The 26,467-nt window shown below is 64.2% G+C and carries 26 protein-coding genes; 22 read left to right on the top strand and 4 right to left on the bottom strand.

Annotated elements, in window-relative coordinates; all coding sequences use genetic code 11:
* Positions 1–20 precede the first annotated feature (20 nt).
* The 6 genes from FJ977_RS15005 to ssuD all read left to right on the top strand — a co-directional run bounded on the left by FJ977_RS15005 (position 21) and on the right by ssuD (position 5,904).
* Positions 21–374 carry a cupin domain-containing protein gene (locus tag FJ977_RS15005; RefSeq protein WP_056576558.1) on the top strand — a complete coding sequence of 118 codons (354 nt, stop codon included), beginning with the start codon at positions 21–23 and terminating at the stop codon, positions 372–374.
* 357 nt (positions 375–731) lie between these two features.
* Positions 732–1,619, top strand: coding sequence for an MBL fold metallo-hydrolase (locus tag FJ977_RS15000; RefSeq protein WP_140772517.1), 888 nt, complete (start codon positions 732–734; stop codon positions 1,617–1,619).
* Positions 1,620–1,991: 372 nt separating this feature from the next.
* Complete coding sequence (gene tauA, locus FJ977_RS14995) at positions 1,992–2,999, top strand: taurine ABC transporter substrate-binding protein (RefSeq protein ID WP_140772515.1); 1,008 nt, start codon at positions 1,992–1,994, stop codon at positions 2,997–2,999.
* Between the two features lie 67 nt (positions 3,000–3,066).
* The gene (locus tag FJ977_RS14990) at positions 3,067–3,861 is read left to right on the top strand and encodes an ABC transporter ATP-binding protein (RefSeq protein ID WP_140772513.1); all 795 of its coding nucleotides are present in this window, start codon (positions 3,067–3,069) and stop codon (positions 3,859–3,861) included.
* Positions 3,858–4,706, top strand: coding sequence for an ABC transporter permease subunit (locus FJ977_RS14985; RefSeq protein ID WP_140772511.1), 849 nt, complete (start codon positions 3,858–3,860; stop codon positions 4,704–4,706). The genes FJ977_RS14990 and FJ977_RS14985 overlap by 4 nt, the downstream gene beginning before the upstream one ends.
* A 40-nt stretch (positions 4,707–4,746) precedes the next feature.
* The gene (gene ssuD / locus FJ977_RS14980) at positions 4,747–5,904 is read left to right on the top strand and encodes an FMNH2-dependent alkanesulfonate monooxygenase (RefSeq protein ID WP_140772509.1); all 1,158 of its coding nucleotides are present in this window, start codon (positions 4,747–4,749) and stop codon (positions 5,902–5,904) included.
* Between the two features lie 160 nt (positions 5,905–6,064).
* Here the strand turns inward: ssuD and FJ977_RS14975 are convergent, their stop codons facing one another.
* Positions 6,065–7,294, bottom strand: a complete 1,230-nt coding sequence (locus FJ977_RS14975) for an acetyl-CoA C-acetyltransferase (protein WP_140772507.1) — start codon at positions 7,292–7,294, stop codon at positions 6,065–6,067.
* Between the two features lie 81 nt (positions 7,295–7,375).
* On the opposite strand from FJ977_RS14975, the gene FJ977_RS14970 reads away from it, so the two are divergent.
* The 14 genes from FJ977_RS14970 (at position 7,376) to FJ977_RS14905 (ending at position 21,609) form a co-directional block, all read left to right on the top strand.
* Positions 7,376–9,322 carry an acetoacetate--CoA ligase gene (locus FJ977_RS14970; RefSeq protein WP_140772505.1) on the top strand — a complete coding sequence of 649 codons (1,947 nt, stop codon included), beginning with the start codon at positions 7,376–7,378 and terminating at the stop codon, positions 9,320–9,322.
* On the top strand, positions 9,319–10,470 hold the full coding sequence (locus FJ977_RS14965) for a thiolase family protein (protein WP_140772503.1): 1,152 nt from the start codon (positions 9,319–9,321) through the stop codon (positions 10,468–10,470). The genes FJ977_RS14970 and FJ977_RS14965 overlap by 4 nt, the downstream gene beginning before the upstream one ends.
* Positions 10,470–10,910 carry a zinc ribbon domain-containing protein gene (locus FJ977_RS14960; RefSeq protein ID WP_140772501.1) on the top strand — a complete coding sequence of 147 codons (441 nt, stop codon included), beginning with the start codon at positions 10,470–10,472 and terminating at the stop codon, positions 10,908–10,910. Before FJ977_RS14965 ends, FJ977_RS14960 begins: the two co-directional genes overlap by 1 nt.
* A complete protein-coding gene (locus FJ977_RS14955) occupies positions 10,907–11,359 on the top strand; it encodes a MaoC family dehydratase (RefSeq protein ID WP_056577114.1) in 453 nt (150 codons plus the stop codon). The genes FJ977_RS14960 and FJ977_RS14955 overlap by 4 nt, the downstream gene beginning before the upstream one ends.
* Positions 11,356–12,600 carry an MFS transporter gene (locus FJ977_RS14950; protein ID WP_140772499.1) on the top strand — a complete coding sequence of 415 codons (1,245 nt, stop codon included), beginning with the start codon at positions 11,356–11,358 and terminating at the stop codon, positions 12,598–12,600. Before FJ977_RS14955 ends, FJ977_RS14950 begins: the two co-directional genes overlap by 4 nt.
* Positions 12,601–12,671: 71 nt before the next feature.
* Positions 12,672–13,508, top strand: a complete 837-nt coding sequence (locus FJ977_RS14945) for a GntR family transcriptional regulator (protein WP_056577120.1) — start codon at positions 12,672–12,674, stop codon at positions 13,506–13,508.
* Positions 13,509–13,707: 199 nt separating this feature from the next.
* Entirely contained in the window at positions 13,708–14,484 is a 777-nt protein-coding gene (locus FJ977_RS14940; RefSeq protein ID WP_140772497.1) for an SDR family oxidoreductase, read from the top strand.
* Positions 14,485–14,511: 27 nt separating this feature from the next.
* Positions 14,512–15,171, top strand: coding sequence for an L-fuculose-phosphate aldolase (locus FJ977_RS14935; protein ID WP_140772495.1), 660 nt, complete (start codon positions 14,512–14,514; stop codon positions 15,169–15,171).
* Between the two features lie 63 nt (positions 15,172–15,234).
* Positions 15,235–16,236, top strand: a complete 1,002-nt coding sequence (locus FJ977_RS14930; protein ID WP_202325731.1) for a sugar ABC transporter substrate-binding protein — start codon at positions 15,235–15,237, stop codon at positions 16,234–16,236.
* A 71-nt stretch (positions 16,237–16,307) separates the two neighbouring features.
* Positions 16,308–17,834 carry a sugar ABC transporter ATP-binding protein gene (locus FJ977_RS14925; protein ID WP_181179840.1) on the top strand — a complete coding sequence of 509 codons (1,527 nt, stop codon included), beginning with the start codon at positions 16,308–16,310 and terminating at the stop codon, positions 17,832–17,834.
* On the top strand, positions 17,831–18,862 hold the full coding sequence (locus FJ977_RS14920; RefSeq protein WP_140772493.1) for an ABC transporter permease: 1,032 nt from the start codon (positions 17,831–17,833) through the stop codon (positions 18,860–18,862). Before FJ977_RS14925 ends, FJ977_RS14920 begins: the two co-directional genes overlap by 4 nt.
* Positions 18,859–19,842 (top strand): ABC transporter permease, encoded by a 984-nt coding sequence (locus FJ977_RS14915; protein WP_140772492.1) that lies wholly within the window; start codon positions 18,859–18,861, stop codon positions 19,840–19,842. The genes FJ977_RS14920 and FJ977_RS14915 overlap by 4 nt, the downstream gene beginning before the upstream one ends.
* A 37-nt stretch (positions 19,843–19,879) precedes the next feature.
* Positions 19,880–20,845: a sugar kinase gene (locus FJ977_RS14910; protein ID WP_140772490.1), complete on the top strand. Its 966-nt coding sequence runs from the start codon at positions 19,880–19,882 to the stop codon at positions 20,843–20,845.
* Positions 20,842–21,609, top strand: a complete 768-nt coding sequence (locus FJ977_RS14905) for an SDR family NAD(P)-dependent oxidoreductase (protein WP_140772488.1) — start codon at positions 20,842–20,844, stop codon at positions 21,607–21,609. The genes FJ977_RS14910 and FJ977_RS14905 overlap by 4 nt, the downstream gene beginning before the upstream one ends.
* A gap of 296 nt (positions 21,610–21,905) precedes the next feature.
* Here FJ977_RS14905 and FJ977_RS14900 read toward each other — a convergent pair whose 3' ends face one another.
* From FJ977_RS14900 to FJ977_RS14890, 3 genes are read right to left on the bottom strand one after another with little or no spacing between them, the layout of a single operon-like run.
* Entirely contained in the window at positions 21,906–22,595 is a 690-nt protein-coding gene (locus tag FJ977_RS14900; protein ID WP_140772486.1) for an N-acyl homoserine lactonase family protein, read from the bottom strand.
* Complete coding sequence (locus FJ977_RS14895; protein ID WP_202325736.1) at positions 22,592–23,293, bottom strand: GntR family transcriptional regulator; 702 nt, start codon at positions 23,291–23,293, stop codon at positions 22,592–22,594. The genes FJ977_RS14900 and FJ977_RS14895 overlap by 4 nt, the downstream gene beginning before the upstream one ends.
* A gap of 4 nt (positions 23,294–23,297) precedes the next feature.
* Positions 23,298–24,413, bottom strand: a complete 1,116-nt coding sequence (locus FJ977_RS14890; RefSeq protein ID WP_181179839.1) for an NAD(P)/FAD-dependent oxidoreductase — start codon at positions 24,411–24,413, stop codon at positions 23,298–23,300.
* Between the two features lie 96 nt (positions 24,414–24,509).
* On the opposite strand from FJ977_RS14890, the gene pcaD reads away from it, so the two are divergent.
* Positions 24,510–25,385, top strand: a complete 876-nt coding sequence (gene pcaD / locus FJ977_RS14885; RefSeq protein WP_140772484.1) for a 3-oxoadipate enol-lactonase — start codon at positions 24,510–24,512, stop codon at positions 25,383–25,385.
* A gap of 18 nt (positions 25,386–25,403) precedes the next feature.
* Positions 25,404–26,462, top strand: a complete 1,059-nt coding sequence (locus FJ977_RS14880) for a sugar ABC transporter substrate-binding protein (RefSeq protein ID WP_140772482.1) — start codon at positions 25,404–25,406, stop codon at positions 26,460–26,462.
* Positions 26,463–26,467: the final 5 nt, after the last annotated feature.

Raw genomic sequence — 26,467 nt, 5'->3', positions numbered from 1 at the left:
TGAAGCAAAAGGAGCCCGGCATGACGAACAAGACGATCCTCAAATTCGGCCCCGTCGAACACGCGGAAGCCGGCGACCTGCCTGGCTGGATCGCGGTCGAGGGGCAGCCGACCATGCAAACCGCTGTCCAGCACACGACCGCGGACGGCAAGGTCATATCGGGAACCTGGCGGGCGTCGCCCGGCACCTATCACGCGACCTATACCGATTACGAGTTCGTGCACATGATCGCCGGCCGCATCATCATCACACCGGACGGCGGCACGCCTGTCGAAGTGGGTCCCGGCGACGCGTTCGTCGTGGAAGCCGATTTCAAGGGAACCTGGAAGATCATCGAGCCGGTGACCAAGCATTTCGTGGTCAGGGTTGGCTGAGCCAGCCTGATCGAAGTTGCAGCATGTGAGGCCCGCCATGGCGAACCATGGCGGGCTTTTCCTTGCCGGTTTGCCTCGCTTGGAAATGCGGACGCCTCGCCATCGTATGATCCGTACGGAAGAGGACGATGCCTACCTCGACTACGCCATCGCCAAGGGCGGCGTTGGGGAAGGCTTGTGCGCCAGCTTCGTGAACTCGTCCCAGGAAAACGGGGATCGGCCACGGACTGGCGTTTCCGGAGCATGCTTGAGACCTATATCCGCTAGCGCATTTGTGATCGAACGGAGCCCCAAACTGCCTGTCGCGATGGAGGTAATCCGTTACGGTCACGCTGCCCGCAGCGAGAGGATACCCATATGACAAGGTTCAATTCCACGGTCAGGCTGATGGCCGTGACGGCCTTGGTGGTTCTGCATCAGGGGTTTGCAATGGCGCAGATGCCTGCGCAGCAGCCGGACGCCAAGTCGTTCAAGCTTGGCGAGCTTGACATTATCGCCTTGCATGACGCCCAGTTCGTGAAGCCAAACGATGGCACGACCTTCGGCCTCGATCACAGCCCCGCGGAGGTCGGCGAATTGCTCAAGGCCGCAGGGGCTCCGACTGACACCATCACGTTGAGCGTCGATGCCTTGCTGGTGAAATCGAAGAACAGCGCTATGCTGATCGACACCGGGGTCGGCGGCGCGCTGCAGGACAGCCTGTCCAAGGCCGGGGTGAAAGCAGGTGACGTCAGTGAAATATTGATCACCCATTCTCACCCCGATCATATCGGAGGGCTGGTCAAGGACGGGCAACTCGCTTTCCCCAACGCCACGATACGGATGTCGGACGTGGAGTGGAATTTTGCCAAGTCCAACAAGGCAGTGGCCGATATCGTCAAGGTGATCGCCGATCACGTGAAACCGTTCAAGGCCGGCGCCCAGGTGGCCCCCGGCATCACCTCGGTAGCGCTCAAGGGCCATACGCCAGGCCATGTCGGCTATCAGATCAAATCCGGAAAAGAACGGCTTTTCGATATCGGCGATACCGTGCACAGTTCGATCCTCTCGCTCGCCAAGCCCGACTGGGCGGTGGCCTTCGACGGCGACAAGCCGGAGGCGGAGCACAACCGGGCCAAGACTTTGGCGACACTGGCCGAGGACCACGAAATGATCTTTGCGCCACATTTCCCCTTCCCGGGTGTCGGCTATATCGAGAAAGACGGCGATCACTTCAAATGGGCGCCGAGCGACAAGCCGCAGTAGGTTTCTGGTCCCCGGTCGAAAAAGGTTGTGGCGCGGTGACTTGAAGCGACAGCTGTCCATTGGCGCGCTGAAGGAGCAAGTCATCGCCTTCCGTCGAGAATGCGCCATCCGCGCGGTCCCGGATCTGGGTTCGTGATGAAATAGACGCGGATACCGGCCGACGCCAATTGTGCGGTCCAGGCACCAGATTTGGCTCGACAGTCGCCACGCGCGACAAACCCGATGTTGGGGCCTGCTTCTTTTTCAAAGGCGAGCCGCATTTCAGAATTTCATTTCTATCTAAGTCTATAAGTTAAGTGGAATTTAGTCCGACGCTCTTGGCCAGGGCGGGCAATCGAGGGGTTTGCCCTCTGTTCAAAAGGACTGAATGCCATGCGAAAGCTGATTTCCGCCACCCTTGTCGGGTTTGCCCTGGCAGCCATTTCCGCTGCAGCGCACGCCGCCGACAAGAAAGTCGTCATCGCCTACCAGACCGGTGCCAATCCCTACAATCTCGGCATCGCCAATGGTGATCTTGCCAAGAAGACCGGTTGGGACATTGAGTTCCGCCGCTTCAACTCGGGCGCCGACATCTTTGCCGCCATCGCGTCCGGCGACGTCCAGATCGGGGATGTCGGATCGAGCCCGTTCGCCGCTGCCGTCAGCAAGGGCATCGACGTGAAGGCGTTCTACATCTCGTCGGTATCTCGTGACGGCGAAGCCCTGGTTGTCCGGCCCGAGATCAAGACCCCGGCCGACCTGCGGGGCAAGAAGCTCGCCGCCGCGCCGGTCTCCACCGACCACTACCAGCTTCTCGCCGTGCTCAAGCAGGAAGGCATTTCCGAGAAGGAAACCCAGGTCATCGCCATTCCACAGCCCGAGATTGTCGCGGCCTGGAAGCGCGGCGACATCGACGGTGCCTTCGTCTGGGATCCCGCACTCTCCGAACTCAAGAAGAACGGCAAGGTCCTGCTCACGGCCGGCCAGGTTGCCGATCGTGGCGCGCCGACCTTCAGCGCGCTGGTCGTGACTGGCGATTTCGCCAAGGCCAATCCCGACTTCCTTGGCCAGTATGTCCGGCTGATCGACGGCTACACCACGTCCTATCTCGGCAATCCGGCCGCCTGGGGACCGGACTCCGAGAACGCCAAGGCGATCGCCAAATTGCAGGGCGGCACGGCGGCCGAGAATTCCGAGCAATTGAAGACGACTGTCGTTCCGCCGCTTGACGAGCAGGTGTCGGATAAATGGCTGGGTGGTGGCGACAAGAGCGCCGTTGCGAAGATCCTCAAGGACACCGCGGGCTTCCTGAAGGACCAGAAGAAGATCACCACCATCAAGGACAGCTACGCCGCGGCCGCCGATCCGCAATATGCGGAGGCCGCCAAGGCCTCCAACTAGAAATCCCCGAACGACATTCGGTTCTGGCTGGCGGAAATCCCGCCAGCCAGACTGCCTGGAGGCCACCATGCTTCGAATTCGCGACGCCAGCGTCACCTTTCCAGCCTCGGACGGTCAGGAGGTACACGCGCTCGATCACGTCTCGCTCGACATCGCCCCGGATTCCATCGTCGTCGCGGTCGGAGCTTCCGGATGCGGCAAGTCGACATTGCTCAACGCGATCGCCGGCTTCCTGCCGCTAACCGAAGGCTCGATCACGCTGGACGGAAAGGAGATTGTCGCGCCCGGCGGCGATCGGGGCGTCGTGTTCCAGAAGGATACCTTGCTGCCCTGGGCCAGCGTGTTGGACAATGTTGCTCTCGGCCTGAAATACCGAGGCGTGCGGCGCGGCGACCGACGTGAGCAATCACGACGCCTGCTGGAACTGGTCGGGCTCGCCGATTTCGCCGAAAAGCCGCCCTACGAACTGTCCGGCGGCATGCGCCAGCGCGTCGGCATCGCGCGTGCGCTGGCCACAGATCCGAAGATACTGTTGATGGACGAGCCTTTCGGTGCCCTCGACAGCCTGACGCGCGAAACGATGCAGCAGCTTCTGGCCTCGGTCTGGGCCAAGACCGGCAAGCAGATCCTGTTCATCACCCATTCCATCGAGGAAGCCCTTACGCTCGGCACGACCATCGTTGTGATGTCGCCTCGGCCTGGCCGCATCGTTGCTCGGTTCGACGCCGATTTCGTGCGCGAGTTCGCCGAGACCGGCGACATCGGGCCAATCCAGTCCCACCCACGTTTCATCGAACTGCGTCAAGAAATCCGCTCGCTCATCCACCTGCCGGAAGGCGCCCGCAAAGGAACCTTGCAATGACGCTTGCCGCCAATTCGGGAACTTCATTTCCAGCCTCGACAACTCAGCGTGCGCGGTCCGCTCGGCCGCGCCGGTCCACATCGACAAGCACGCTCGGCATCAGCCTGGTCACGCTGGCTGCGCTGATCGCATTGTGGTTCCTCGCCGCGCATTTCGGCTGGGCCTCGCCGCTGTTCCTGCCTTCGCCCGCCGAGGTACTGACCCAGTTCAGCGCTGTCTGGGCCGACGGTTATGCCAACGGCACGCTCCTTGACCACACGCTGGCAAGCCTTGGCCGTATCGCCGCGGCGCTCGGCGTTGGTATTTTCCTTGGCATTCCGCTTGGTTTGCTGATGGGGCTCAATCGCTGGGTCAAGGGCATCTTCAGCGTTCCGATCGACCTCTATTGGGGCCTGCCGCCTTTGGCCTACCTGCCGCTGCTGATCATCTGGCTGGGCATCGGCGAGACTTCCAAGATCGTGCTCCTGTCGCTGTCGACCTTTGCTCCGATCTGCTTTGCCGCACAGGCCGGTGTCAGGTCCGTACCCATCGAACGGATCAATGCCGCGCTGTCGCTTGGCGCCAGCCGCTTGCAGCTGTTCACCAGCATCATCCTGCCGTCCGCATTGCCGGAAATCATGACCGGCCTGAAGATTGCCATTGGTGCCGGCCTGTCGACGCTGGTCGCGGCCGAGTTGATCGCGGCCCAGTCGGGCCTTGGCTACATGATCATGTCGGCGGCCAATTTCCTCGCCACCGATGTCGTATTCGTCGGCCTCATCGTCATCGCCATCCTTGCTTTCGCCTTCACCAGCGGCATGCGCTGGCTGGAGCATCGCCTCATCCCCTGGAAGGGCAAGATCTGACGCCTGCCCCACATTCCACAGCCCCTGTAGGAACAATCCGATGTCCAGCAACACCCGTCCGGTCGACCTCTACTGGTACCTGCCGACCCATGGCGATGGGCCGTATCTCGGCACGGACGAACGGCACCGTCCGGCGACGTTCGGATATCTCAGGGAGATTGCCCAGGCCGCCGATCGGCTTGGCTTCAAGGGCGTGCTCCTGCCTACCGGGACGCGGTGCGAGGATGCCTGGATCGTGGCGGCGGGGCTGATCCCGCTCACCGAACGGCTCAAGTTTCTCGTGGCGCTGCGGCCGGGCAGCGGAACACCGGCCCTGTTCGCGCGCCATGCGGCCACCCTGGACCGCATTTCCGGTGGTCGGGTCCTGCTCAATGTCGTCACCGGAGCCGACCCGGCCGACCTTGCCGGCGACGGCAACAAGCTCGGTCATGACGAGCGCTATGCGCAGACCGACGAGTTCCTCACCATCTGGCGGCGGATACTTTCGGGCGAGCCGGCTGATTTCGAGGGCAAGTATCTGTCTGCCCATGGCACCGACATTTCCTTCCCGCCAGTTCAGCAGCCCCATCCGCCACTGTGGTTCGGAGGCTCATCCGACGCCGGCATTGCGATCGCCGCCAAGCATGTCGACGCCTATCTGAGCTGGGGCGAGCCGGTGGACCAGCTTGCCGAAAAGATCGATCGCGTGAGGAAGGCCGCCGCGGCACAAGGCCGGACGATGCGCTTCGGCCTTCGCATTCATCTGATCGTGCGCGAAACGGAAGATGAGGCCTGGGCGGCGGCCGACCGGCTGGTCAGCCATGTCACCGACGACCTGATCGCCGAAGCCCAGAACGGGTTCACCAATATCTCGGAATCCGTCGGCCAAAAGCGCATGTCGGCGCTTCATCAGGGCCGGCGCGACCGGCTGGTCGTCGGTCCGAATTTGTGGGCGGGACCCGGGCTGGTGCGCGGCGGTGCGGGAACGGCGCTGGTCGGCAATCCCGACAATGTCGCGGCGCGGATTCGTGAGTATCAGGACATCGGCATCGAGACGATCATCGCATCGGGCTACCCGCATCTGGAAGAGGCGTTCAACGTTGCTGAACTGCTTTTCCCCAAACTCGGACTAAGCGGTGAGGCCGCGCAAGCGGAGCGTAGCTGGGACGTCGAGTTCGGACGTGGAGTACGCCCCCAGGCCGCCGCATCCGCTTCGTGATGTCGTGCTGCCCGTGATCTGGGCGCATGTGGACCGGCCAAAGGCCGGCCCTCACATCCTCCCGGGCAGCTGGAGTCATTCGCAGCGACGAAATTCCAGAGGTGGCTTGGCCAAGCCCGTTGTGCAAAGCCCTCGGACGCCAACCGATCAGAGCCTACTTTCACCGCTCCAGGCAGATCGCCACACCCTGGCCGCCGCCTATGCAGAGCGAGGCCAGGCCCTTGCGGACCTTGCGCCTCGTCATCTCGTGAAGCAGCGTCACCACGATGCGGCAGCCGGATCCGGCCAGCGGGTGGCCGAGCGCGATGGCGCCGCCACTCATGTTGATGATCTCCTCGTTCCAGCCCATCTCGCGGTTGACCGCGATCGCCTGCGCGGCGAAGGCTTCGTTGATCTCCATGACGTCGATCTCGGACGCCCGCCAGCCGGCCTTCTCCAGCGCAAGGCGCGACGCCGCGACAGGGCCAAGCCCCATATCCATCGGCTCGACACCCGCCGAGGCGTAGGACGCGATGCGGGCGAGGGGCTTTAGCCCGAGTTCGTTCATCCGTGTCTCCGACATCACCAGCACGGCGGCGGCCCCATCGTTGAGGCCGGAGGAGTTGCCGGCCGTGATTGTCCCCTCTCGTTCGAAGACCGGCTTCAGCCGGCCAAGCCCTGCGAGGGTGGTCGAGGGGTTTGGGTGCTCGTCACGGTCGACAACGACATCGCCTTGCCTGGTCTTTACGCAGACAGGCACAATCTCATCATCGAACCTTGCCGAGCGGATGGCGGCGTCGGCTTTCTCCTGCGAGCGCAGCGCGAAGCGGTCCTGCTCATCGCGCGTGATCTGGTAGCGCCGCGCCAGCGACTCGACCGTGACGCCCATATGGACCTGATGGAAGGCGTCCCACAGCCCGTCGGTGATCATCGAATCCTTGACGACCTGGTCGCCCATGCGCACGCCGCCGCGAACGCCTGGAATGAAGTGCGGCGCCGATGTCATCGAATCCTGTCCGCCGGCAATCACGCAATCGGCGTCGCCGCAGCGAATGGCCTGCGCGGCAAGATGGATCGACTTCTGGCCGGCGCCGCACACCTTGTTGACCGTCATGGCGGGGACGCTGACCGGCAGGCCGGCATTGAGTGATGCCTGTCTTGCCGGGTTCTGCCCGGCGCCGCCGGTCAGCACCTGGCCCATGATCACTTCGCTGACGGATCCTGGCGCGAGCCCGGTTCCGGCCAGCATCGCCTGAATGAGCTGCCCGCCCAGTTCCGCCGCCGAAAGGCCGGCGAGCGCGCCATTCAGCTTGCCGATCGGCGTGCGTTTGGCCGCAACGATATAGACCGCATCCTGCAATTTCCCGTCCTCCACCTTCGCGGCACACAGGCTGTGTTCGCCGCTTGACATTCTGGTTATAACCAATAATCTGAAAGCAACATGCAGACAAGATGACGGCTTCGTGCCGGCCTGCATTCCGGGAGGAAATTCATGTCATCCGTGCTTTGGGCGCCGGCGCCAGCCGCGTTCGAATCGTCCAATCTTGCGCGCTTTTGCCGAGCCAACGGCTTCGACCCGCGCGACTACGAAACGCTGCATCGCTGGTCGGTCAGTGACCTCGGCGCGTTCTGGCGGGCGGTGTGGGACTTTGGCCGCGTGATCGGCGATCCCGGCGCGCGATCTTTCCTGCGCGACGATCAGGCGCCGATGACGCGGAGCCGGTTCTTCCCCGACGCATCACTCAATGTCGCGGAAAACCTGCTGCGGGGCGACGACGATCGGACCGCGGTCATCGAGACCGACGAGAGTGGCCATTTCCGCACCTTCACCCTTGGCGAGTTGCGACGGCGCGTCGCCAGGACGGCGCGAGGCCTGCGCGCTGCCGGCGTGGCCAGCGGCGACAGCGTCGGCGGCATCCTGCCCAACCGTGTCGAAGGTCTCGTGGCGCTGCTGGCGACGCTGTCGATCGGCGCCGTCTGGTCGTCCTGCTCTCCGGATTTCGGCGCCGCGGCGATCGTCGACCGCCTCGGCCAGATCGGGGTCAAGGTGCTGTTTGCCGCGCCGCGCTATCATTACGCGCGCAAGGAACACGACATCTCCGAGCGGTTGGCCGAGATCGCCGCCGCGATGCCGACGGTGACCACGCTCGTGTTGACCGGCGAGGCGGGCGCAAAGCCGGACTGTGCGGCGGCTTGTATCGCCTTCGACGATTTCGGCAGCGACGGCACGCTCGCCTTCGAACGCGTGCCCTTCGATCATCCGGCCTATGTGCTCTACACCTCGGGCACCACAGGCGCGCCGAAGGCGATCGTCCACCGCACCGGCGGCGTGCTGCTCCAGCATCTGAAGGAGCATCTGCTGCATGGCGACGTTCGCCCCGGCGACGTGATGAGCTGGTACACCAACACTGCCTGGATGATGTATCATTGGCTGATCTCGGGCCTCGCCTGCGGCGCGACCGTGGTGCTCTATGACGGCGCGCCGATCCTGAAGACCGCTGATGGCCTCGACCCCTGTCCGCTGTGGATAATGGCGGAGCGTGCACGCGTCACCCATTTCGGCACCAGCCCGAAATATCTGGCGACGCTGGCCGCCGAAGGTTACGCGCCGGGGCGGTTGCACGACCTGTCCTCGCTGCGCTCCCTGCTCTCGGCCGGCGCGCCGGTCTCTCCCAGCCAGTTCGACTGGGTCTACGCGCAGGTGAAGCCGGACATGATCTTTGCCTCGATCTCGGGCGGCACCGAGATCATCGGCTGTTTCCTGCTCGGGTCGCCGATCCACGCCGTTCGCCGTGGCGAACTGACCGTCAAAGGGCTGGGCCTCGCGGTGGCTGTCATGGACGAGCGCAACGCGCCGGTCATCGGCCGGCAAGGCGATCTGGTCTGCACCGAACCGTTCCCGTCCATGCCGCTGACCTTCTGGGGCAAGGACGGCGACGCGCGTTACCACGCCACCTATTTCGCCGCACGCCGGGAAATCTGGACGCATGGCGATGTCGCGGAGATGACGGCGCACGGCTCGGGGATCATCCATGGCCGATCGGACACGACGCTGAAGCCCGGCGGCGTGCGCATCGGCACAGCCGAAATCTACGCGGCCTGCGAGACCTTCGCCGAGATCGAGGATTGCCTGGTCTTCGGCGCGCCGGTCGAAGGCGACGAGGAGATCGTGCTTTGCGTCAAGCTGAACGCTGGTTTTGGCCTCACATCAGAGCTTGCCGCGCGGATTCGCCGCGCCATCCGCGAGGGCGCTTCGCCGCGTCACGTGCCGCATCGCATCCATGCGGTGCGGGCCGTGCCTTACACGCTCAATGGCAAACGGGTGGAAGGTGCGGCGCGAACCACGCTCGAAGGCAAGCCGGTGAAAAACATGGCTTCGCTCGCCAATCCCGCATGCCTCGAGGAATACCGTGCGCTCGACAGGAGCAAGGCGGCATGAGCCGGGCCAAGGGAGCGATCGTCGGTATCGGCGAATTGAAGCCGCAACGACTGAACAGCGGCGCGACGACGCTGGAGATGATCGCCGAGGTCTCGCGCCTGGCGGTGCTCGATGCCGGGCTGGAGCCAGCTGATATCGACGGGCTCCTGGTCGGGCCGCAGGTCGGCGAGACGCCGCAGCATGTTCCGGCAACGATCGCCGAATATCTCGGTCTGGCGCCGACCATGGCCAATGTCGTCGACCTCGGTGGCGCTTCGGGGGCAGGGATGGTCTGGCGCGCGGCGGCGGCGATCGAGGCCGGCATGTGCGAGACAGTGCTGTGCGTGCTCGCCAACAACCGCGAGGCGGCGGCACCCCGCTCGCCCAACCGCAATCCGATCCGCGAGTTCGACGTGCCGTTCGGCGCTTCGGGCGCCAACATCTCCTACGCGCTGCTGATGCAGGCGCATATGGCGCAGCATGGCTCGACCGCCAGGGATTTCGCGCTGATTGCCGCCGCGGCGCGCGCCAATGCGCAGCTCAACCCCGACGCCATCTTCTTCGGCAAGCCGGCGGATGTGGACGCGGTGCTGGCTTCGCCGATGATCGCCTCGCCATTGCATCTCTACGAAATCGTCATGCCGGTCGCCGGCGGCGAGGCGGTGATTGTCACCTCGGCCGAACGTGCACGCTCGCTGCCCACAAGACCCGTGCATCTGCTCGGCGCCGGCGAGAAGGTCACGCATCGCGCGGTCAGCCAGGCGCCCAGCCTCACCTCGGGTCCGCTGAAGAGCGCCATGGCCCGGGCCTTCGCGCAGTCCGGAACCGACGCCAAGGAGATGGATCTCCTCTCGCTCTACGACTGCTACACGATCATGGTCGCCACGACGATCGAGGATGCCGGTCTGTGCGCACCCGGCCAGTTCGGCGCGTGGCTGCGCGACCACGATCTCTCTCACCGGGGCGACAAGCCGCTCAATACCCATGGCGGCCAGCTCGGCTTCGGCCAGCCGGATCTTGCCGGCGGCATGACGCATGTCGTCGAGGCGGTGCGTCAACTCCGAGGCGAGGCGGCCGAACGCCAGATCGGCAAGGCCGAGCTGGCGCTGGTCACCGGCAATGGCGCGACGATGAGCGAGGCGACCGCGCTCGTGCTGGGAGCAGCCTGATGTCCGTCGATCTCAACACATTGAAAACCCCCGCTCCGACGATCACCGCGTTGACCCAGCCATTCTGGGACGCGGCGGCGCAAGGGCGGCTGAAAATCCAGCACTGCGAGGACTGCGGCAAGGCCGTGTTCTACCCGCGCCCGATGTGCCCGCATTGCTGGAGCAAGCGCCTCGTATGGAAGGAGGCGTCGGGCAGGGGCCAACTGAAATCCTTTTCACACGTGCACAAGCCGGGCCATCCCGGCTGGCTGCCGGTGGCACCTTACGTGGTTGGGCTGGTCGAACTGGCCGAAGGCCCGACCATGCTGAGCTTCATCTTGCCGGGCATGCGATCGCCTGGGGTAGGGGACGCGCTGTTGCTCGCGCCGACAGCCATAGGCGGCCGTGTCCTGCCTGCCTTCAAACCCGTCGAAACCGCAGCAGAGGAGAAGCCGAAATGAGCACCGAGACGAAAGACGGCTGGGCAGGCGTTGTGAAGGGCCGTCCGCAGGTCGGCGCCTTTGCCGAACGCACGCGCCGCACGCGCATCAGCGACATCGAAGCCTTCACCGACATCACCGGCGACCGCAATCCGCTGCACTATGACCGCGCGCTGGCCGAGAAATCGGTGTTCGGCAAGCTGATCGTCCAGGGCGGCGTCACCTCGGGCATCCTCAATGCGCTGGTCGCCGAGGATCTGCCGGGACCCGGCACCGTGTTCCTCGAGGTCGCCTGGAAGTTCGTCAAGGCGGTTGGCGTCGACGAGGAGATCACCGGACGCGTCGAGGTCAAGGAAGTGCGCCCCGACAAGCCGATCTGCAAGATCGAGACATCAGTGCGCAACGGCCAGGGCGAGCTTTGTCTCACCGGCACGGCGACGGTGTTCACCGTTCCGCTGCAAGGCGTATGAACACGGTGGGCGACAGCCGGCTTGGCGTGGCGGCCGACCGCGAACGCTGGCGCGTTCTGTCGCTGCTTTGCCTGGCGGTCGTCCTGTCGCTGACCACCTGGTTTTCGGCGACCGCCATCCTGCCCGAGCTGAAGCAGGAGCTTGCGCTCGGCCCTGGCGCCGAGGCCTGGCTGACCAATGGCGTTCAAGTCGGCTTCGTGATCGGCGCGCTGGCGGCGAGCCTGGTCAACCTTCCCGACCTGGTGCGGCTCAGCCGTCTCATGGCGGCGGCAGCAATGGTTGCCGCGCTCGCCAATGCCAGCCTGCTGTTCCACCCCGATCCGGCCGGCGCCATTGCCGCGCGCATCGTCACCGGCGCGGCACTCGCCGGCGTCTATCCCCCGGCCCTGAAGCTGGTCGCAACCTGGTTCACGCGCGACAGGGGCCTGGCGCTCGGCGCGGTTATTGGCGCGCTGACCATCGGCTCGGCGCTGCCGCATCTCTTCCGCGCCGCCTCCAGCGCGCTCGACTGGCGGCCGGTGGTCGCCGCCGCCAGCCTGGCGACGGCCATCGGCGCGTTGCTGTTCCTGCTGTTTGCCAAGGAGGGGCCTTATCCCTTCGGCAAGGCGGTGTTCGAGCCGGCGCGCATCGGCCAGGTGTTTCGTGAAAAGCCGCTGCTGCTGGTCAATCTCGGCTATCTCGGCCATATGTGGGAACTCTACGCCATGTGGGCGTGGCTGCTTGCCTACACGCGCGCGGCTTTCGAAACGCAAGCGATCGGAACAGCCGCCGCCGCTTCGCTGTCGACCTTCTTCGTCGTCGCCTCCGGCATCCTCGGCTGCCTGCTCGGAGGCTATCTGTCGGACCGCATCGGCCGAACGGCAACCACAGCCAGCATGATGATCGTCTCGGGAAGCTGCGCCCTGCTGATGGGCTTTCTGTTCACCGGGCCGCTCTGGCTGTTCATGCTGGTGGCCGTCGTCTGGGGCATTTCGGTGATCGGCGATTCCGCGCAGTTCTCCGCCGCCATCACCGAGCTTGCCGACCGCCGCTTTGTCGGCACGGCGCTCTCGGTTCAACTCGGCGCCGGTTTCGCGCTTACGGTGCTCGCCATCTGGCTGACACCGCACTTTGCCGACCTCATCGGCGGCTGGCGCTGGGCCTTCCTGCTGCTGGTTCCCGGCCCGCTTCTCGGAGCCGTGGCCATGCTGTGGTTGCGAAACTTGCCGGAGAGCGTGAATATGGCTGGCGGCCTCCGTTAGGGAGGACGCTGCCGCTCCTTGAGTCGCGGCAAATGATTTTGCGGCGGGACCGAATGGAACAAACGACCAGAATGCGTGGGCGTCCTCGCTACGACCAGGAAGATGCAGGAGCCGCCGAGGCGTTCCGCTCGATTGGCTCCAAGGTCGAGCTCAACCGCGACGAGGCGGCACCGCTGTGGGTGCAATTGCGCAACCAGGTCGAGGAAGCCATCAACACCGGCCTGCTGGCGGCCAATTCGCGCATCCCTTCCGAGCAGGCGCTGTGCGACTTCTTCGGCGTCTCGCGTCCGGTCGTGCGTGCCGCGATCGGCTCGCTGTCCAGCGAAGGCCGCATCATCAAGATGCCGCGCAAGGGCATGTTCGTCGCCGCACCGCGCGAGCATGTCGACTTCATGACCGCCAATCTCGGCGTGTTCGACGACCTGACGGCGAAGGGCCACAAGGTCTCGACGCGCACGCTCGAAATCTACCGCTGCCCGCCGAACGAGAAGGAATCCAGCGTCTTCGGCATTCCCGCCAATGGCAGCGTGGTCCGCATCAGCCGCGTCTACATGACCGACGGCGCGCCGATCACCATGACGCGCATCAGCCTGCCGGGGCACCGGGTGCCCGGTCTCGAAAACATCCTGTCGGAAAACCAGTCGATTTTCGGCACCATCCGCGCGGTGTTCGGCCTGACGGTGAAGCGCGCCGACCGTTGGCTGCGCGCGGCATTGCCCACCAAGGAAGAGGCCGAGCAGATGGGCGTTGCCGCCAACACCCCGCTGATCGAGATCGAGTCGATCGCCTATGACGCGGATGGCGCGGCGCTCGAATATTACGAGGCCTTCTACAACTCCTCCGTCGCCCGCATCCACATGGCGGTCGAGCAGCCGTCGGCGACGGTGAACGGTGTCGATCGCACCTGAATCACATCCGTGAAAAAGAATCCGTTTTCTGGTTATAACCAGATTGACGGACCCGGGAAGCTTCTGTAACGTCCTTGTCATGGGGTCGGGAGGAGCCTGACCCTGGAGGCATTATCAGGATCGATCGGCTTGCGACGCCGCCTTGGCGGCGAGGGAAAGATTTTGCCCGCGTACAAGCCTGGTCCGATGGAGGATCTGCGTGGATTACCGGTCGCAATTCGACCTGACGGGCGAGGTTGCCGTCGTCACCGGCGGCGCCAGCGGCATCGGCTTGGAGGCCGCCAAGGCGCTTGGCACTTGCGGCGCGCGCATCGTCCTTCTCGACATGAATGCGCAAGGGCTGAAAGCCGCCGCCGACGAGCTCACCGCGGCCGGTGTCGCAAGCGTCGACGGCCGCGTGTTGGACGTCACCGATCCGCAAGCCGTCGAAGCGATGGCCGCCCGGATCGTCAGCGATTTCGGCCAGGTCGACATACTGGTCAACAGCGCCGGCATCGCCCGCCTCAACACCGCGCTCGACACATCGGACGAGGAATGGCGCCTGGTGATGGATGTCAACGTCAACGGCGTCTACTGGGCCTCGCGCGCTTTCGGCCGCTCGATGGTCGCCCGCAACAAGGGCTCGATCGTCAATCTCGGTTCGATGTCGGGCCTTGTCATCAATCGTCCGCAGACCGCGCCCTCCTACATGGTGAGCAAGGGCGCCGTGCACATGATGACCAAGGCGCTCGCCGTCGAGTGGGCGAAATCGGGCGTTCGCGTCAACGCCCTGGCGCCGGGCTATGTCGGCACCGAGATGACGCTGAAAATGCGCGAGCGTCCGGAACTCTTCAACACCTGGATCGACATGACGCCGATGGGCCGGCTCGGCGAGCCGCACGAGATCGCTTCGGCGATCCTGTTTCTCGCCTCGCCGGCGTCGAGCTACGTCACCGGCGCGATCCTGTCGATCGATGGCGGCTACACGGCCTGGTGACGGGCCGAGCAAGGATTGGAATATCGCATGACCGTTTCGGACCTAGAGGCACGCCAGGCAATCATCGATGCCTGCCTCAAGATGAACGCGCTGGGCATCAACCAGGGCACCTCGGGCAATGTCAGCCGGCGCCATGGCGAGGGCATGCTGATCTCGCCGACCAGCACGCCTTACGACACGCTGGTGCCCGAGGACATCGTCTTCATGGCCTGGGACGGCGAGGTCGACGGGCGCCTGCCGCCGTCGAGCGAATGGCGTTTCCATCTCGACATCATGAAGGCGCGGCCCGAGGTCAACGCGGTCGTCCACGCGCATCCGACCTATTGCACGACCATCGCCATCATGGGCAGGAAGATACCGGCGATCCACTACATGGTGGCGGTCGCCGGCGGCAGCGACATTCGCTGCGCCCCTTACGCCACCTTCGGCACGGCGGAGCTTTCGGCGCATGCGGTGGAGGCGCTGCGCGACCGCAAGGCCTGCCTGCTCGCACAGCACGGCATGATCGCGGTCGGTTCCAGCCTCAGCCAGGCGATGTGGCTGGCGGTCGAGGTTGAAACGCTGGCGCGGCAGTATCACGGCGCCCTGCAGATCGGCGAGCCGCCGATCCTGCCCGAGGAGGAGATCGAAAACGTCATCAAGCGCATGGCCAGCTACGGCCTGCGCGACAAGGAGGCTGCTGCCTGAGCGGCGGCCATCTGGCACAATCCTCCGGGAAGGCCCGGAGCGATCAACAAGGGAGGAAATGAAATGACCGGATCAATGAAAGGCCTCGTCAAGGCGCTCGCTTTGGGGTTGGCGGCGGCTTGCAGCCTGGCCGCCATCTCGGGCGCGAGTGCCGAGGAACTGTCGCTCAAGGGCAAGCGCATCGGCGTTTCCGCCATCGGCACGGATCACTATTGGGACCTGATGGCGTTCCGCGGCATCCAGGATCGTGTGAAGGAGCTCGGCGGCGAAGTGATCGCGCTCGACGCCGGCCGCAAGGACCAGCAGCAGATCGCGCAGCTGCAGACGCTGATCGCGCAGAAGCCCGACGCCATCATCGAGCAGCTCGGCAATCTCGAAGTGCTGAACCCGTGGCTGCAGAAGATCCGCGATGCCGGCATCCCGCTGTTCACGGTCGACACCGCGACGCCGCACGCCATCAACAACACCACGTCCAACAACTACAATATCGGCGCCGAGATCGCGCTGCAGATGGTCGCCGACATGGGCGGCAAGGGCAATGTGCTGGTCTTCAACGGCTTCTACAGCGTGCCGGTCTGCAAGATCCGCTACGACCAGCTGAAATATGTGCTGACCTCCTTCCCGGATGTGAAGATCGTCGAGCCGGAATTGCGCGACGTCATCCCGAACACCGTGCAGAGCGCCTACTCCAACGTGACGGACATGCTGACCAAGTCGCCCGAGAAGGGCTCGATCGGCGCGGTGTGGGCCTGCTGGGACGTGCCGCAGATCGGCGCCACGCAGGCGGTCGAGGCCGCCGGCCGCAACGAGGTCAAGACCTACGGCATCGACGGCAGCCCGGAAGTCATCAAGATGGTGATGGATCCGAAGTCGTCGGCAGGCGCGGTGGCCGCGCAGCAGCCCTATGAGATCGGCAAGACATCGGTTGACAATGCCGCCAGATATCTTGCCGGCCAGAAGGTTGCGCCCTTCACCTTCGTACCGGCGGTGCTGATCAACAAGGAAAATGCCGCCGAAAAAGGAAAGCCGTTCCTCGACGCCGCCGAGAAGGCAGGCGTTAAATAGGCGGGACGAAACGGCGGGCAGCCATCCCCAGGGAAATGGCCGCCCGCCACCATCAACCAGGATTGACGGCCATGCAGACAGCAAAGCGTGAAATTGCTGTATCGATGACGGACATATCGAAGCGGTTCGGTCCGGTGCGGGCGCTGGAGAACGCGAACCTCGAGATCGCGCGCGGCTCGATCCTCGGCCTCGTCGGCCAGAACGGCGCCGGCAAGTCGACGATCATCAAGGTGCTGGCCGGCATCATCCGACCGGACAGCGGCACCATCGTCATCAATGGCGAGACCGTGACCTCGCTGTCGCCGGCATCGGTGGAAAAGCTCGGCGTGCATTTCATCCATCAGGACAGGCTGCTGGTGCCGACCGCGACGGTCGGCGAGGCGGTGTTCCTCGGCCATGAAATCGGCCTCGGCCCGTTCGTCAGCCGCCGCGCCATGGAGCGCAAGGCGGCCGATCTGTTGAAGCGGTTCTTCGGCATGGAATTGCCGGCGGGAACCCTGGTCAAGGACCTGACCACGGCGCAGCAGAAAGTGGTGCAGATAACGCGGGCGCTGGCGCAGAAAGCGTCCGTGCTGGTGCTCGACGAGCCGACGGCGGCGCTGGTCAAACGCGAGGTGGACAGCCTGTTCGACGTGCTGCGCCGGCTGCGCGACGACGGCATCGCCGTGGTCTTCATTTCCCACTACATGCAGGAAATCGAAAAGCTCTGCGACCGCGTCACCGTGATGCGCAACGGCACCGATGTCGGTACGGTCGACCCGCGTGAGACATCGATCGACGAGATCATATCGATGATGATCGCCCGCGATGTCGGCGAGATGTTTCCCAAGCGTTCGGTCATGCTGGGCGCGCCGGTGCTCGAAGTCGCCAATCTGCGGCTCGGCGGCAGCTTCGAAAACATCGGCTTCAACGTTCGCGCCGGCGAGATCGTCGGCCTTACCGGCCTGCTCGGCTCGGGCGCCAAGGAAATCGTGCAGTGTCTGTTCGGCCTCAAGACCGCCGATGGCGGCCAGATCAAGGTCGAGGGCAAGCAGCTGTCGCTGTCGACGCCGGTCAAGGCAGTGCGTGACGGCATCGCCATGCTGCCGGAGGATCGTCGCGCGCACGGCGTGGCGCTCGGCCTGTCGGTGCGCGAGAACATTTCGCTGGCCAGCCTGCGCCGCTATTCCAGAAGCGGGCTGGTCAGCCGCAACAGCGAGAACCAGGCGGTCGACGGACTGATCAAGGAATTGTCGATCAAGACGCCGCATCGCGACGCGCTGGTGCGCGAACTCTCCGGCGGCAACCAGCAGAAGGTGGCGATCGCCAAATGGCTGAGCTGCCAGTCGCGCGTCTATGTGCTGGACGAGCCCACGGTGGCGGTCGATGTCGGCGCCAAGGTCGAAATCTACAATCTGTTGAACCGGCTGGCCGGCGAGGGCGCGGCGATCCTGCTTCTGTCGTCAGACCTGCTCGAACTGGTCGGCGTCTGCGACCGGGTGCTGGTCGTCTATCGCGGCCGGCTGGCCGGTACCTTCTCCGGTGCGACGATGAACAGCGATGCGTTGCTCGCGGCCTCGTCGGGCGCGCGCTCCAACGCTGACGGAGTGGCGGCATGAGCGCGACAACTGTCCACGCCCAAGCCGGCGTGTCCGACCAAACCAGCGCCACAGGCAAAAGTGCTGGCCGGCGCTTCGCCACCCTCGTCGTGCGGCTCGGCGCGATTGCCGCCTTCGCCGCGATCATGGGCTATTTCGTCGTCTTTGCGCCGGGCTTCACCTCGACATTCAACCTGATCAACGTCGTCGAGCAGTCGGCGATCCTGGGCGTGCTCGCCTATGGCATGACTTCCGTCATCATCGGCGGCGGCTCCGATGTCACCGAAGGCGGCATCGACCTGTCGATCGCCGCCAATATGGGGCTGTGCGCCGCCGTCTACGCCACGCTGCTGTCCATGGGCTATGGCGACGTCCTTTCGGTGCTGGCGGCCATCGCTGTCGGCATGGCGGTCGGCGCGCTGAATGCCCTTGCCGTGGTCGGCCTCGGCATCCTGCCGCTGCTGGCGACGCTTGCCGTGCTCAACGTCGCCGCCGGCATGGAACTCACGCTTACCCAGAACACGGTCGTCGGCGCATCCTCCCCGCTGCTCGGCTTCCTGGTTTCCGGGGCCTTTCTTGGCATCTCGGCGCTGGCCTGGGCGCTGATCCTGTTCTCCGCCCTCGTCATCGCCATCTTTCACTACACCTCGTTTGGGCTCAGGCTCTACGCCGTCGGCGGCCATCCGGAAGCAGCGCGCGCGGCCGGTCTCAGCGTGCCCTTCTACGTGTCCTTCACCTATGTGCTGAGCGGCTTCTGCGCGGCGGTGGCAAGCGTCCTCACCGTTTCGCGGCTCTCGGCCAGCACGCCCGGTTCCGGCGAACTGCTTTTGTCGGTGCTGGCGGCGGCGCTCCTCGGCACCGTCTTTTCCCGCCGCTTCGTGCCGACCATGGGCGGCACGCTGCTCAGCGTGCTGTTCATCGGCCTGCTCGCCAACGGCTTCCAGTTGCTCAACGTCTCGAGTTACTGGGTCAACGGCGTGCAGGGCGCGCTGATCCTGCTGGTGGTGGCGATCACATCCTTTGCCCGCGGCTCGGAGGGTTCACGATGAGCGTCTCGGCCAATGACAGTCCCAAGATGAGCCTGCGCGCCTTCCTCGCCAAATACAGCGTGCTCATCGCCTTCGCGGCGATCGTCATCTTCTTCGCGATGGCGAGCCCGACCTTCCTGACGCCGGCCAACCTCTTCAACGTGCTGGTCAACAATGTCGTCATGCTGGCGATCGTGGCGCTCGGGCTCACCATCGTCATCTCGTCCGGTGGCATCGATCTTTCCGTCGGCGTGTCCGTCGACATGGCCAGCATGGTCTTCGTGATGCTCTTGGCAGCCGGTTACAGCGGCGTGGTTGGCGTCGGTGGCGGCCTGGGTGCTGCCCTGGTCGTCGGCATCCTCAACGCCGTCCTCATCACCAGGCTCAACATCAGCCCGTTCCTGGCAACGCTCGGCGTGCTGTTCATCGGCCAGAGCACACAGCAGCTCGCCACCAGCGGCGGCCAGCCGATCTACCTCACCAGCGGCTACGCCGGCGACCAGTTCAACGCCATTGCCCGCACCGCCCTGTTCGGCGTGCCGACACCGGTGATCGTGCTGATCGTCTCGGCCATCGCGGTCCACGTCCTGCTGCACCGTTCTGTCTTCGGCCGCTATGTGCAGGCGATGGGCGCGCAGCCCGGCGTCGCCTGGTATTCCGGCATCCGAGTGCCGCGCGAATTGTCGATGGTGCATGTGCTGTGCGCGCTGCTGGCAGGGGTCACCGGCATCCTGCTGTCGGCAACGGTCAAGTCCTACGTACCGCTGTCCGGCAACGCCTTCCTGCTCGACGCGATCGGCGCCACCTTCATCGGCACGACGCTCAGCCGCGAGCGCAAGCCTTCGGTGATCGGCACGCTGCTCGGTGTCCTGCTGCTTGCCATCGTCAAGAACGGGCTGCTGCTCGTTGGCTGGAATTTCTACTGGCAGCAGGTCGGCATCGGCGTGCTGGTCTTCCTGGTGCTGGCCGTGAGCTTCGGCCTGCGCCGCGCCACCCATTGAGTTCGACCGCCCATTGAGTTCGAAAGGTCAGCCAACCATGCCACAATTCGACGTCAGCTCGATCGGCTTCTACGTCCTTGATATCCTGGGGCGGCCGGTGTCGCGCATCCCCGAGGGCGGCCGGGCCGACTATATCGAGGAGATCCGCATGACGGTCGCCGGCACGGCCGGCGCGACCGGCATGGACTGCGCCATCCTCGGGTTGAAGACGCGGGCCGTCACCACGCTTGGGACCGACGACATGGGCGACTGGTTCCTGGCCAAGCTGAAGAAATATGGCCTGGAGTGCGGCCTGGTGCGCCGCGACGGCAGCGTCCAGACCTCTTCCACCATTCTGCCGGTGCGGCCAAATGGCGAGCGTCCGGCATTGCATGTGCCGGGGACGGCCGCCGTGTTCGAGGTCGCGGACGCCGATCTCGACGCCGCGCTCGACGCCACGGTCGTCCATGTCGGCGGTACAGGGCTGTTGAAGCGTTTTGATGGCGCGCCAACGGTCAAGCTGTTGAAGCGCGCCAAGGAACTTGGCCGCGTCACAACCTTCGATCTGATCCAGGCGACGCCGGAAACCTGGAAGCTGGTTGAGCCGTGCCTGCCCTATATCGACTATTTCGTGCCGAGCATCGACGAGGCGGGCGAGATGGCGCACGACCGGGATCCGGCCCGCGTTGCCGCCTTCTTCAAGGCGAGGGGCGTGAAGAACTGCATCCTGACCCTCGGCGCCGATGGCGTGCATGTCTCGCCGCAGCATGGCGAGGATTTCCACCTGCCGGCCTTCGACGTCGAGGTCTTCGACACCACGGGCTGCGGTGACTCCTTCACCGCCGGCATCATCGTCGGCGTCGTCAAGGGCTGGGACCTCAAACAGTCGGCCCGCTTCGCAACCGCCGTCGCCGCCAAGGTGGCGATGGGGCTCGGCTCCGACGGCAAACTCGTTTCATTCGACGACACGGTCGCGGCGATGGATTCGCTCCCGGTCAAGACATCAAAGGTGCAAGCAGCATGACCATTCTTCCTGAGGCCAAGGGCAAGACGGCTCTCGTCACCGGCGCCAGCCGCGGTATCGGCAGGGCGCTCGCCAAGGGGCTTGCCGAGGCGGGCTTCGACGTCGCCGTCACGGACCTGCCGTCGCAGGCCGCGGAGCTTGCCGTAACCAAGGCCGAGATCGAGGCGGCCGGCCGCAAGGCCTATGTCTACATGATGGATGTCAGCAAGAAACACGAGATCGAGGCGACCGCGCAGGCGCTGCTTGCGGCGGCTGGCAGCATCGACGTGCTGGTCAACAATGCCGGCATCCTGAAGCCCAGCCTGCTCCAGGACCTCGACGAGGCCAGCTGGGACGCGCATTTCGACATCAATGCCAAGGGCGTGCTGATGATGTGCCAGGCCGTGCTGCCGCATATGCGCGCCAGGAGATCGGGCAGGGTGATCAACATCGCCTCGATCGCCGGCCGCCAGGGCGTGCCGACGCAGGGTCATTACGCGGCGACCAAATCGGTGGTGATCACGCTCACCCGCGTGCTGGCGCAGGAAGTCGGCATGGACGGCGTCACCGTCAATGCCATCTGCCCCGGCATCATCCTGACCGAGATGGGCAAGAACAACCTCGGCAGCGAGGCGGCGATCCGCCATTGGGAAGATGTCGCGGCGCTGAAGCGCCTCGGCGCACCTGAGGACGTCGTCGGGCCGGTGCTGTTCTTCGCCTCGGATTTGTCGGCCTTCGTGACCGGCCAGTCGCTCAACGTCGACGGCGGCATCTACTACCACTGACGGTCCGCCGCGGGTTTGCGCAATCGCCACGTCCAGTGGATTCATTCACGCGACGAAAGCGGCGATCATGAGAATGGATGTCGCCTCGGCGGCTGACGCGCGTCGCCGGGTGGCAGCGGGGAGAGGGTTCTGTCGCTTTCAGCAAGTGGACCGTGGCATGGAACGCACCTCGGCATTGGGAGGGCGCGCAATGTTCAAGAGCCGCGCCAGGAAGGTCAGGGGATTCGTGACAAGTCCCAATTTCCTGCTCAGGGATCATCGCCTCGCGGAGGGCGTCCGGCTGAGCGCGTGATTGACTATCTCACAAGAAGGTTGAAGGGCGCGTCGCTCTCCCATGAAAAGGAACCTTCGGGCTGCCTGATGAGCTCGGGAAAATGGCCGGGCACGATGCGGTCGGCCGTTGCAAGAATGTGCTTTATGGTGGCTGTGCCTGCTTCCAGCGTGTCGAAGGCCATGTCGCATCGCGCCAGGATCGCCTCCTTGATGTATTTGATGGCGTCGCCGGCGATGATGACGCGGCCCTTTTCCGCACTCTCGAAGCGCAGCGCATAGCTGCCAGGAGTGTGGCCGGGCGCGGGGAAATAGGAGATGCCGGGTTCCAGTTCGCCCTCGCCGTCGATCAGGTCGACCTGGCCGCGCGACAACTGGTCGAGAATGCCCCAGGGAACCAGCAGATCATCGGGATGCGGGTTGGCTGCGTAGTTCCACTCGGTCCGGCTGACGACGATCCGCGCGTTGCGAAACAGATCGATGTTGTGCGCGTGATCGAAATGCAGATGCGACAGGAAGACGGTCTTTATATCGGACGGCTCGAGGCCACGTTCGCGCAACTTCTTCAACAGGCCGAGCCGGGAAATGTAGCCGCCTGTATCGAAGAGGATCGGACCGCGCCCGCCATGGATCAGCGTGACATTCGACATCCCCAGGAAATCGTCCTTCAGGCGCAGATTGTTCCCGGCAACGACGATCTCGTAGGACGGGTTCAAGAGGCTTGCCTTTCCTCTACCCAGCGCAATGTCTCGGGCAAGGTGTTCCAGCCGCCATGCGCCCGCTTGTAGGCTTCGAGCGCGGGCTGCATGTGATCGACCGACAGGCTGATGAAGCCCTCCCGGTCACCGGTGCGCAACATGTCTATCATGCGGCCATGCTCTTCGCGCGCAAGCTTCAGGAGAACCGGGTCGCCGATGCCATAGCAACGGATGCCGAGGGTTTCCACCCAGACGCGGTCGATCAGGCCGGCCAGACACACATTGCCGCATGCCGCCCAGATGCGGCGATGGAACTTGTTGTTGAGCGTGCAAACCTTCTGAAGTTCGCCACTCTCATGCGCGGCGCAATAGTCGCGATGGATGGCCTCGAGGTCGGCGATCAACTCCCGGCTGGCGGGCAGGGGAATGCGCCGTGCGGCTTCGGTCTGCAGCAGCGCCCGGGTCTCGTAGATCTGCTCGACCTCTTCGACGGAAAAATCGCGTACCGTCACGCCCTTGTTGGGGCGGCGCGAGACAAGCCCCATCTGCTCGAGATCAGCCATGGCGGCACGCACGATGTGCCGGGAGACATCGAACTGGGCGGTGATGTCTTCCTCGATCAGGCGTTCACGTGGCCTGAGGCGGCCGAAGATGATCTTCTGCTTGATGAAATCGACGATCTGAGCCACATGCTGGCTGTTTTTGTTCTGGGCCAAAATCTCAACTCCGTTCCAATAGTTTTCCGACAGCATATTCGGCAAGCGCGAGCGCGGATGTCAGACCGGGTGATTCTATCCCGAAAAAATTCACTAGACCCGGGATTCCATGGTCAAGTGGTCCTTCGACCAGAAAATCCGCGCTCGGCGCGCCAGGGCCGCTGATCTTGGGCCTGACACCGCAGTGCGTGCAATTGAGTTCCCTGTTCATGACCCCAGGCCAGTAAGATCGCACGAGGGTGTAGAACTCCTCTGCAACCCGTGCATCCAGTGTATAGTCGATTTCATCAATCCAATGAAGATCGGGACCGAGGCGCATCCGGCCGGAGAGATCCAGAGTCAGATGAATGCCGAGACCGCCCTCCACCGGCACGGGGTAGATGAGGCGAGAAAAGGGTGTCGCTCCCGAAACGGAAACGTAATTTCCTCTCGCCAGGAAGCGGCGAGGGATTCGGTCCGGTGGATGGTTCTCGATGCTGCTGGCGACCGCCTGGGCTCCAAGCCCCGCGCAATTGATCAGATTCCGACAGCTTATCGATATGGCATCGGCGCCGTTTTCGCCGGTTGCCTGAACGTCGAATCCATCGGCGCGCTGTCTCGCGGCATTCATCCGCGTGCGCAGGACACATTGGGCGCCATGGGCCTCGGCGTCGCCTTGCAAGGCGAGCATGAATGCATGGCTGTCGATGATACCGGTCGAGGGCGAGTGAAGCGCGGCCATACATTCGAGTTCCGGCTCCATGCGCCGGGCTTCAACACCATCTATAGCGATGAGATCAAGGACGCCGTTTTCGGCTGCCCGCATCGCCAGGGCTTCGAGTGTTTTTATCTGCGCGGGGGTGGTGGCGACGATCAGCTTGCCGAGCCGGCTCACCGGAACACCGCGGTGCTCGCAATAGTCGTAGAGCATCCGCCGTCCGGCGACGCATAGCCGCGCCTTCAGGCTTCCGGGCGGATAGTAGATCCCGGCGTGGACGACCTCCGAATTGCGCGACGAGGTGTGTGTGCCGATGGCATTTTCCTCTTCGAGCACAAGAACTTCCTGGCCATGCAGCGCCAGTTGCCGCGCGACCGCGAGGCCGATGACGCCAGCTCCGACGACGATCGTTTCGATATCCAATCCAACACCTCTTTTCCGCAATTGGCCATATGTCGGCAAAATCTGCAACAAGATTGTTGACAAAATTGTCGCCGTGCAATCTCATGATGACGAGGAATGCGTTTGCGCAAGAGTGGGGAGGGCGTTTTGGAGCGGCTGCTCGTCAACGGGATTTCCGTTCACGTCGAGGAAATCGGACCTGTCGGTGCGCCGGCGGTGCTGATGAGCAATAGCCTTGCGGCGGACACCTCGATGTGGGCCGCGCAAGCTCAGCAGTTGGCGCAGAACTACCGTGTCATCCGCTTCGACGCCCGGGGCCACGGGCGGACGGAAGCGACGGCGGACGACTATTCTCTCGACCTTCTGGTCGATGACGTCCTCTCGCTTCTGGATGCGATGGACATCGAGAAAGTGCATTTCGTCGGACTTTCGCTGGGCGGAATGATCGGACAGCTTCTCGCCGTGCGCGCGCCCCATCGGCTGTCCAGTCTGGTCCTGTGTGCGACGTTTGCCTCGGCCTCGATCGAGATGTGGGACGAGCGCGTCAGGCTTGCGCGCAAAGAGGGCGTCGAACCCCTGATCGAACCGACCCTCACGCGCTGGCTGACGCCTGGATTTCGGGCGGCGCGTCCCGATGTCGTGGACGCGGTGCGCGACATGATCGGCAAGACTTCGGCGGAAGGATATGCCGGATGTGCCGCCGCAATCCGCGACATGGATATTTCCGGTGCCGCCCAGCATATCTCGCTGCCGACGCTTTTGGTCGCCGCGGCCGACGATCCTTCGGCGCCGCCTGAGACGATGGCGCGGCTTCACGAACGTATCGAAGGCGCGCGTTTCATCGTTCTGGAGGACGCGGCCCACCTGTTCACGATCGAGCAGCCCGATCGCGTGACCCGCGTCATTGCCGAGTTCCTTGCCGAAGTTACGGCCGAACTCGACCCGCAGACAGGCGGATCGGATGCGTCCGCCACACAGACCCGCTTGGGGTGACAAACCGGAGGAGAACAAATGACCGAGGAGATCAAATCACCTGCCGTGCCCGGCCTGAGCCGCCGCACATTCCTGACAGCAGCCGGCGGCACGATGGCCGCCGCGGGCCTTTTGAGCGCTGGACTGGCCACGCCGGCCATTGCCCAGGCCAAGAAGGTAAGGGTAGGCCTGGGGTTGAATTACGGGCCCTTCAATCAGCCTTGGCGGCGCGGCTGCTACACGCTGCTGAAGAAGGTCGTGGAGCTGGGCGGCGAGGCCGTAACCGTGCGCGGCACACCCAGCAAGCAGAGTGAACAGGATTCGGCGCGTTCGCTGTTGGATCGCGACATCGATGTCCTGGTGCTTGGCATCTATTCGCTGGAATCGGAAACCGCCTACCTCGTCGACGAGGCGAAGAAGCGCAACATCAAGACAGTTGGCTTCGCGGTGCCGGTCAAGGATTCGCCATTTGTCACGGAAGATACCTACGGCACAGGCGCCACGCTGTCCTATCACGTGCTGAACGTCACCGGCCGGCAGGGTACATTCGTCCAGACCGCTGAAAGCAAAGGGTTCTATACGCCGTTCGATCAGGAGGCGGACCAGTTCAGCCTCATGGCCAGCTACGAGCCACGCATGAAGGTGCTGCCATTCGTCTCCGGTTCGGTCTCGACCCAGGACCAGATATCCAAGGGTCGCGAGAACGCTCTGGCGCTGCTCCAGGCCAATCCGGAACCTGGTTCGTTGACCGGTATCATCTCCTGGTGGTGGCCGCTGACGATCGGCGCCGCGCAAGCGATGCAGCAGATGGGCCGCACCGATGTTCGCATCTTCAACCACTACTTCTCGAACCAGTTGCTGGAAGAGATGGTCAAGCCGAACTCGCCGGTCGAATTCTCGACCGATGTGCCCTGGCATCTGATGGGTGAGCAGGTCGCCGAGATCGCCATCAAGCTCGGACGGGGCGAGACGGTGCCACCCTACCAGAGCCGGGTTCCGGTGACGGCGATCACCAAGGACCAGGCGGGTCAGGCGCTGGCCGAGGTGCAGAAGATGGACGAGGAAGCGATCGCCTTCCTGAAGGACTACGGCGGCTGAGCCAA

This window comes from Mesorhizobium sp. B2-1-3A (assembly GCF_006442655.1).
In the GTDB taxonomy this organism is placed as follows: domain Bacteria; phylum Pseudomonadota; class Alphaproteobacteria; order Rhizobiales; family Rhizobiaceae; genus Mesorhizobium.
This window is presented reverse-complemented; position numbering and strand designations above follow the sequence as displayed.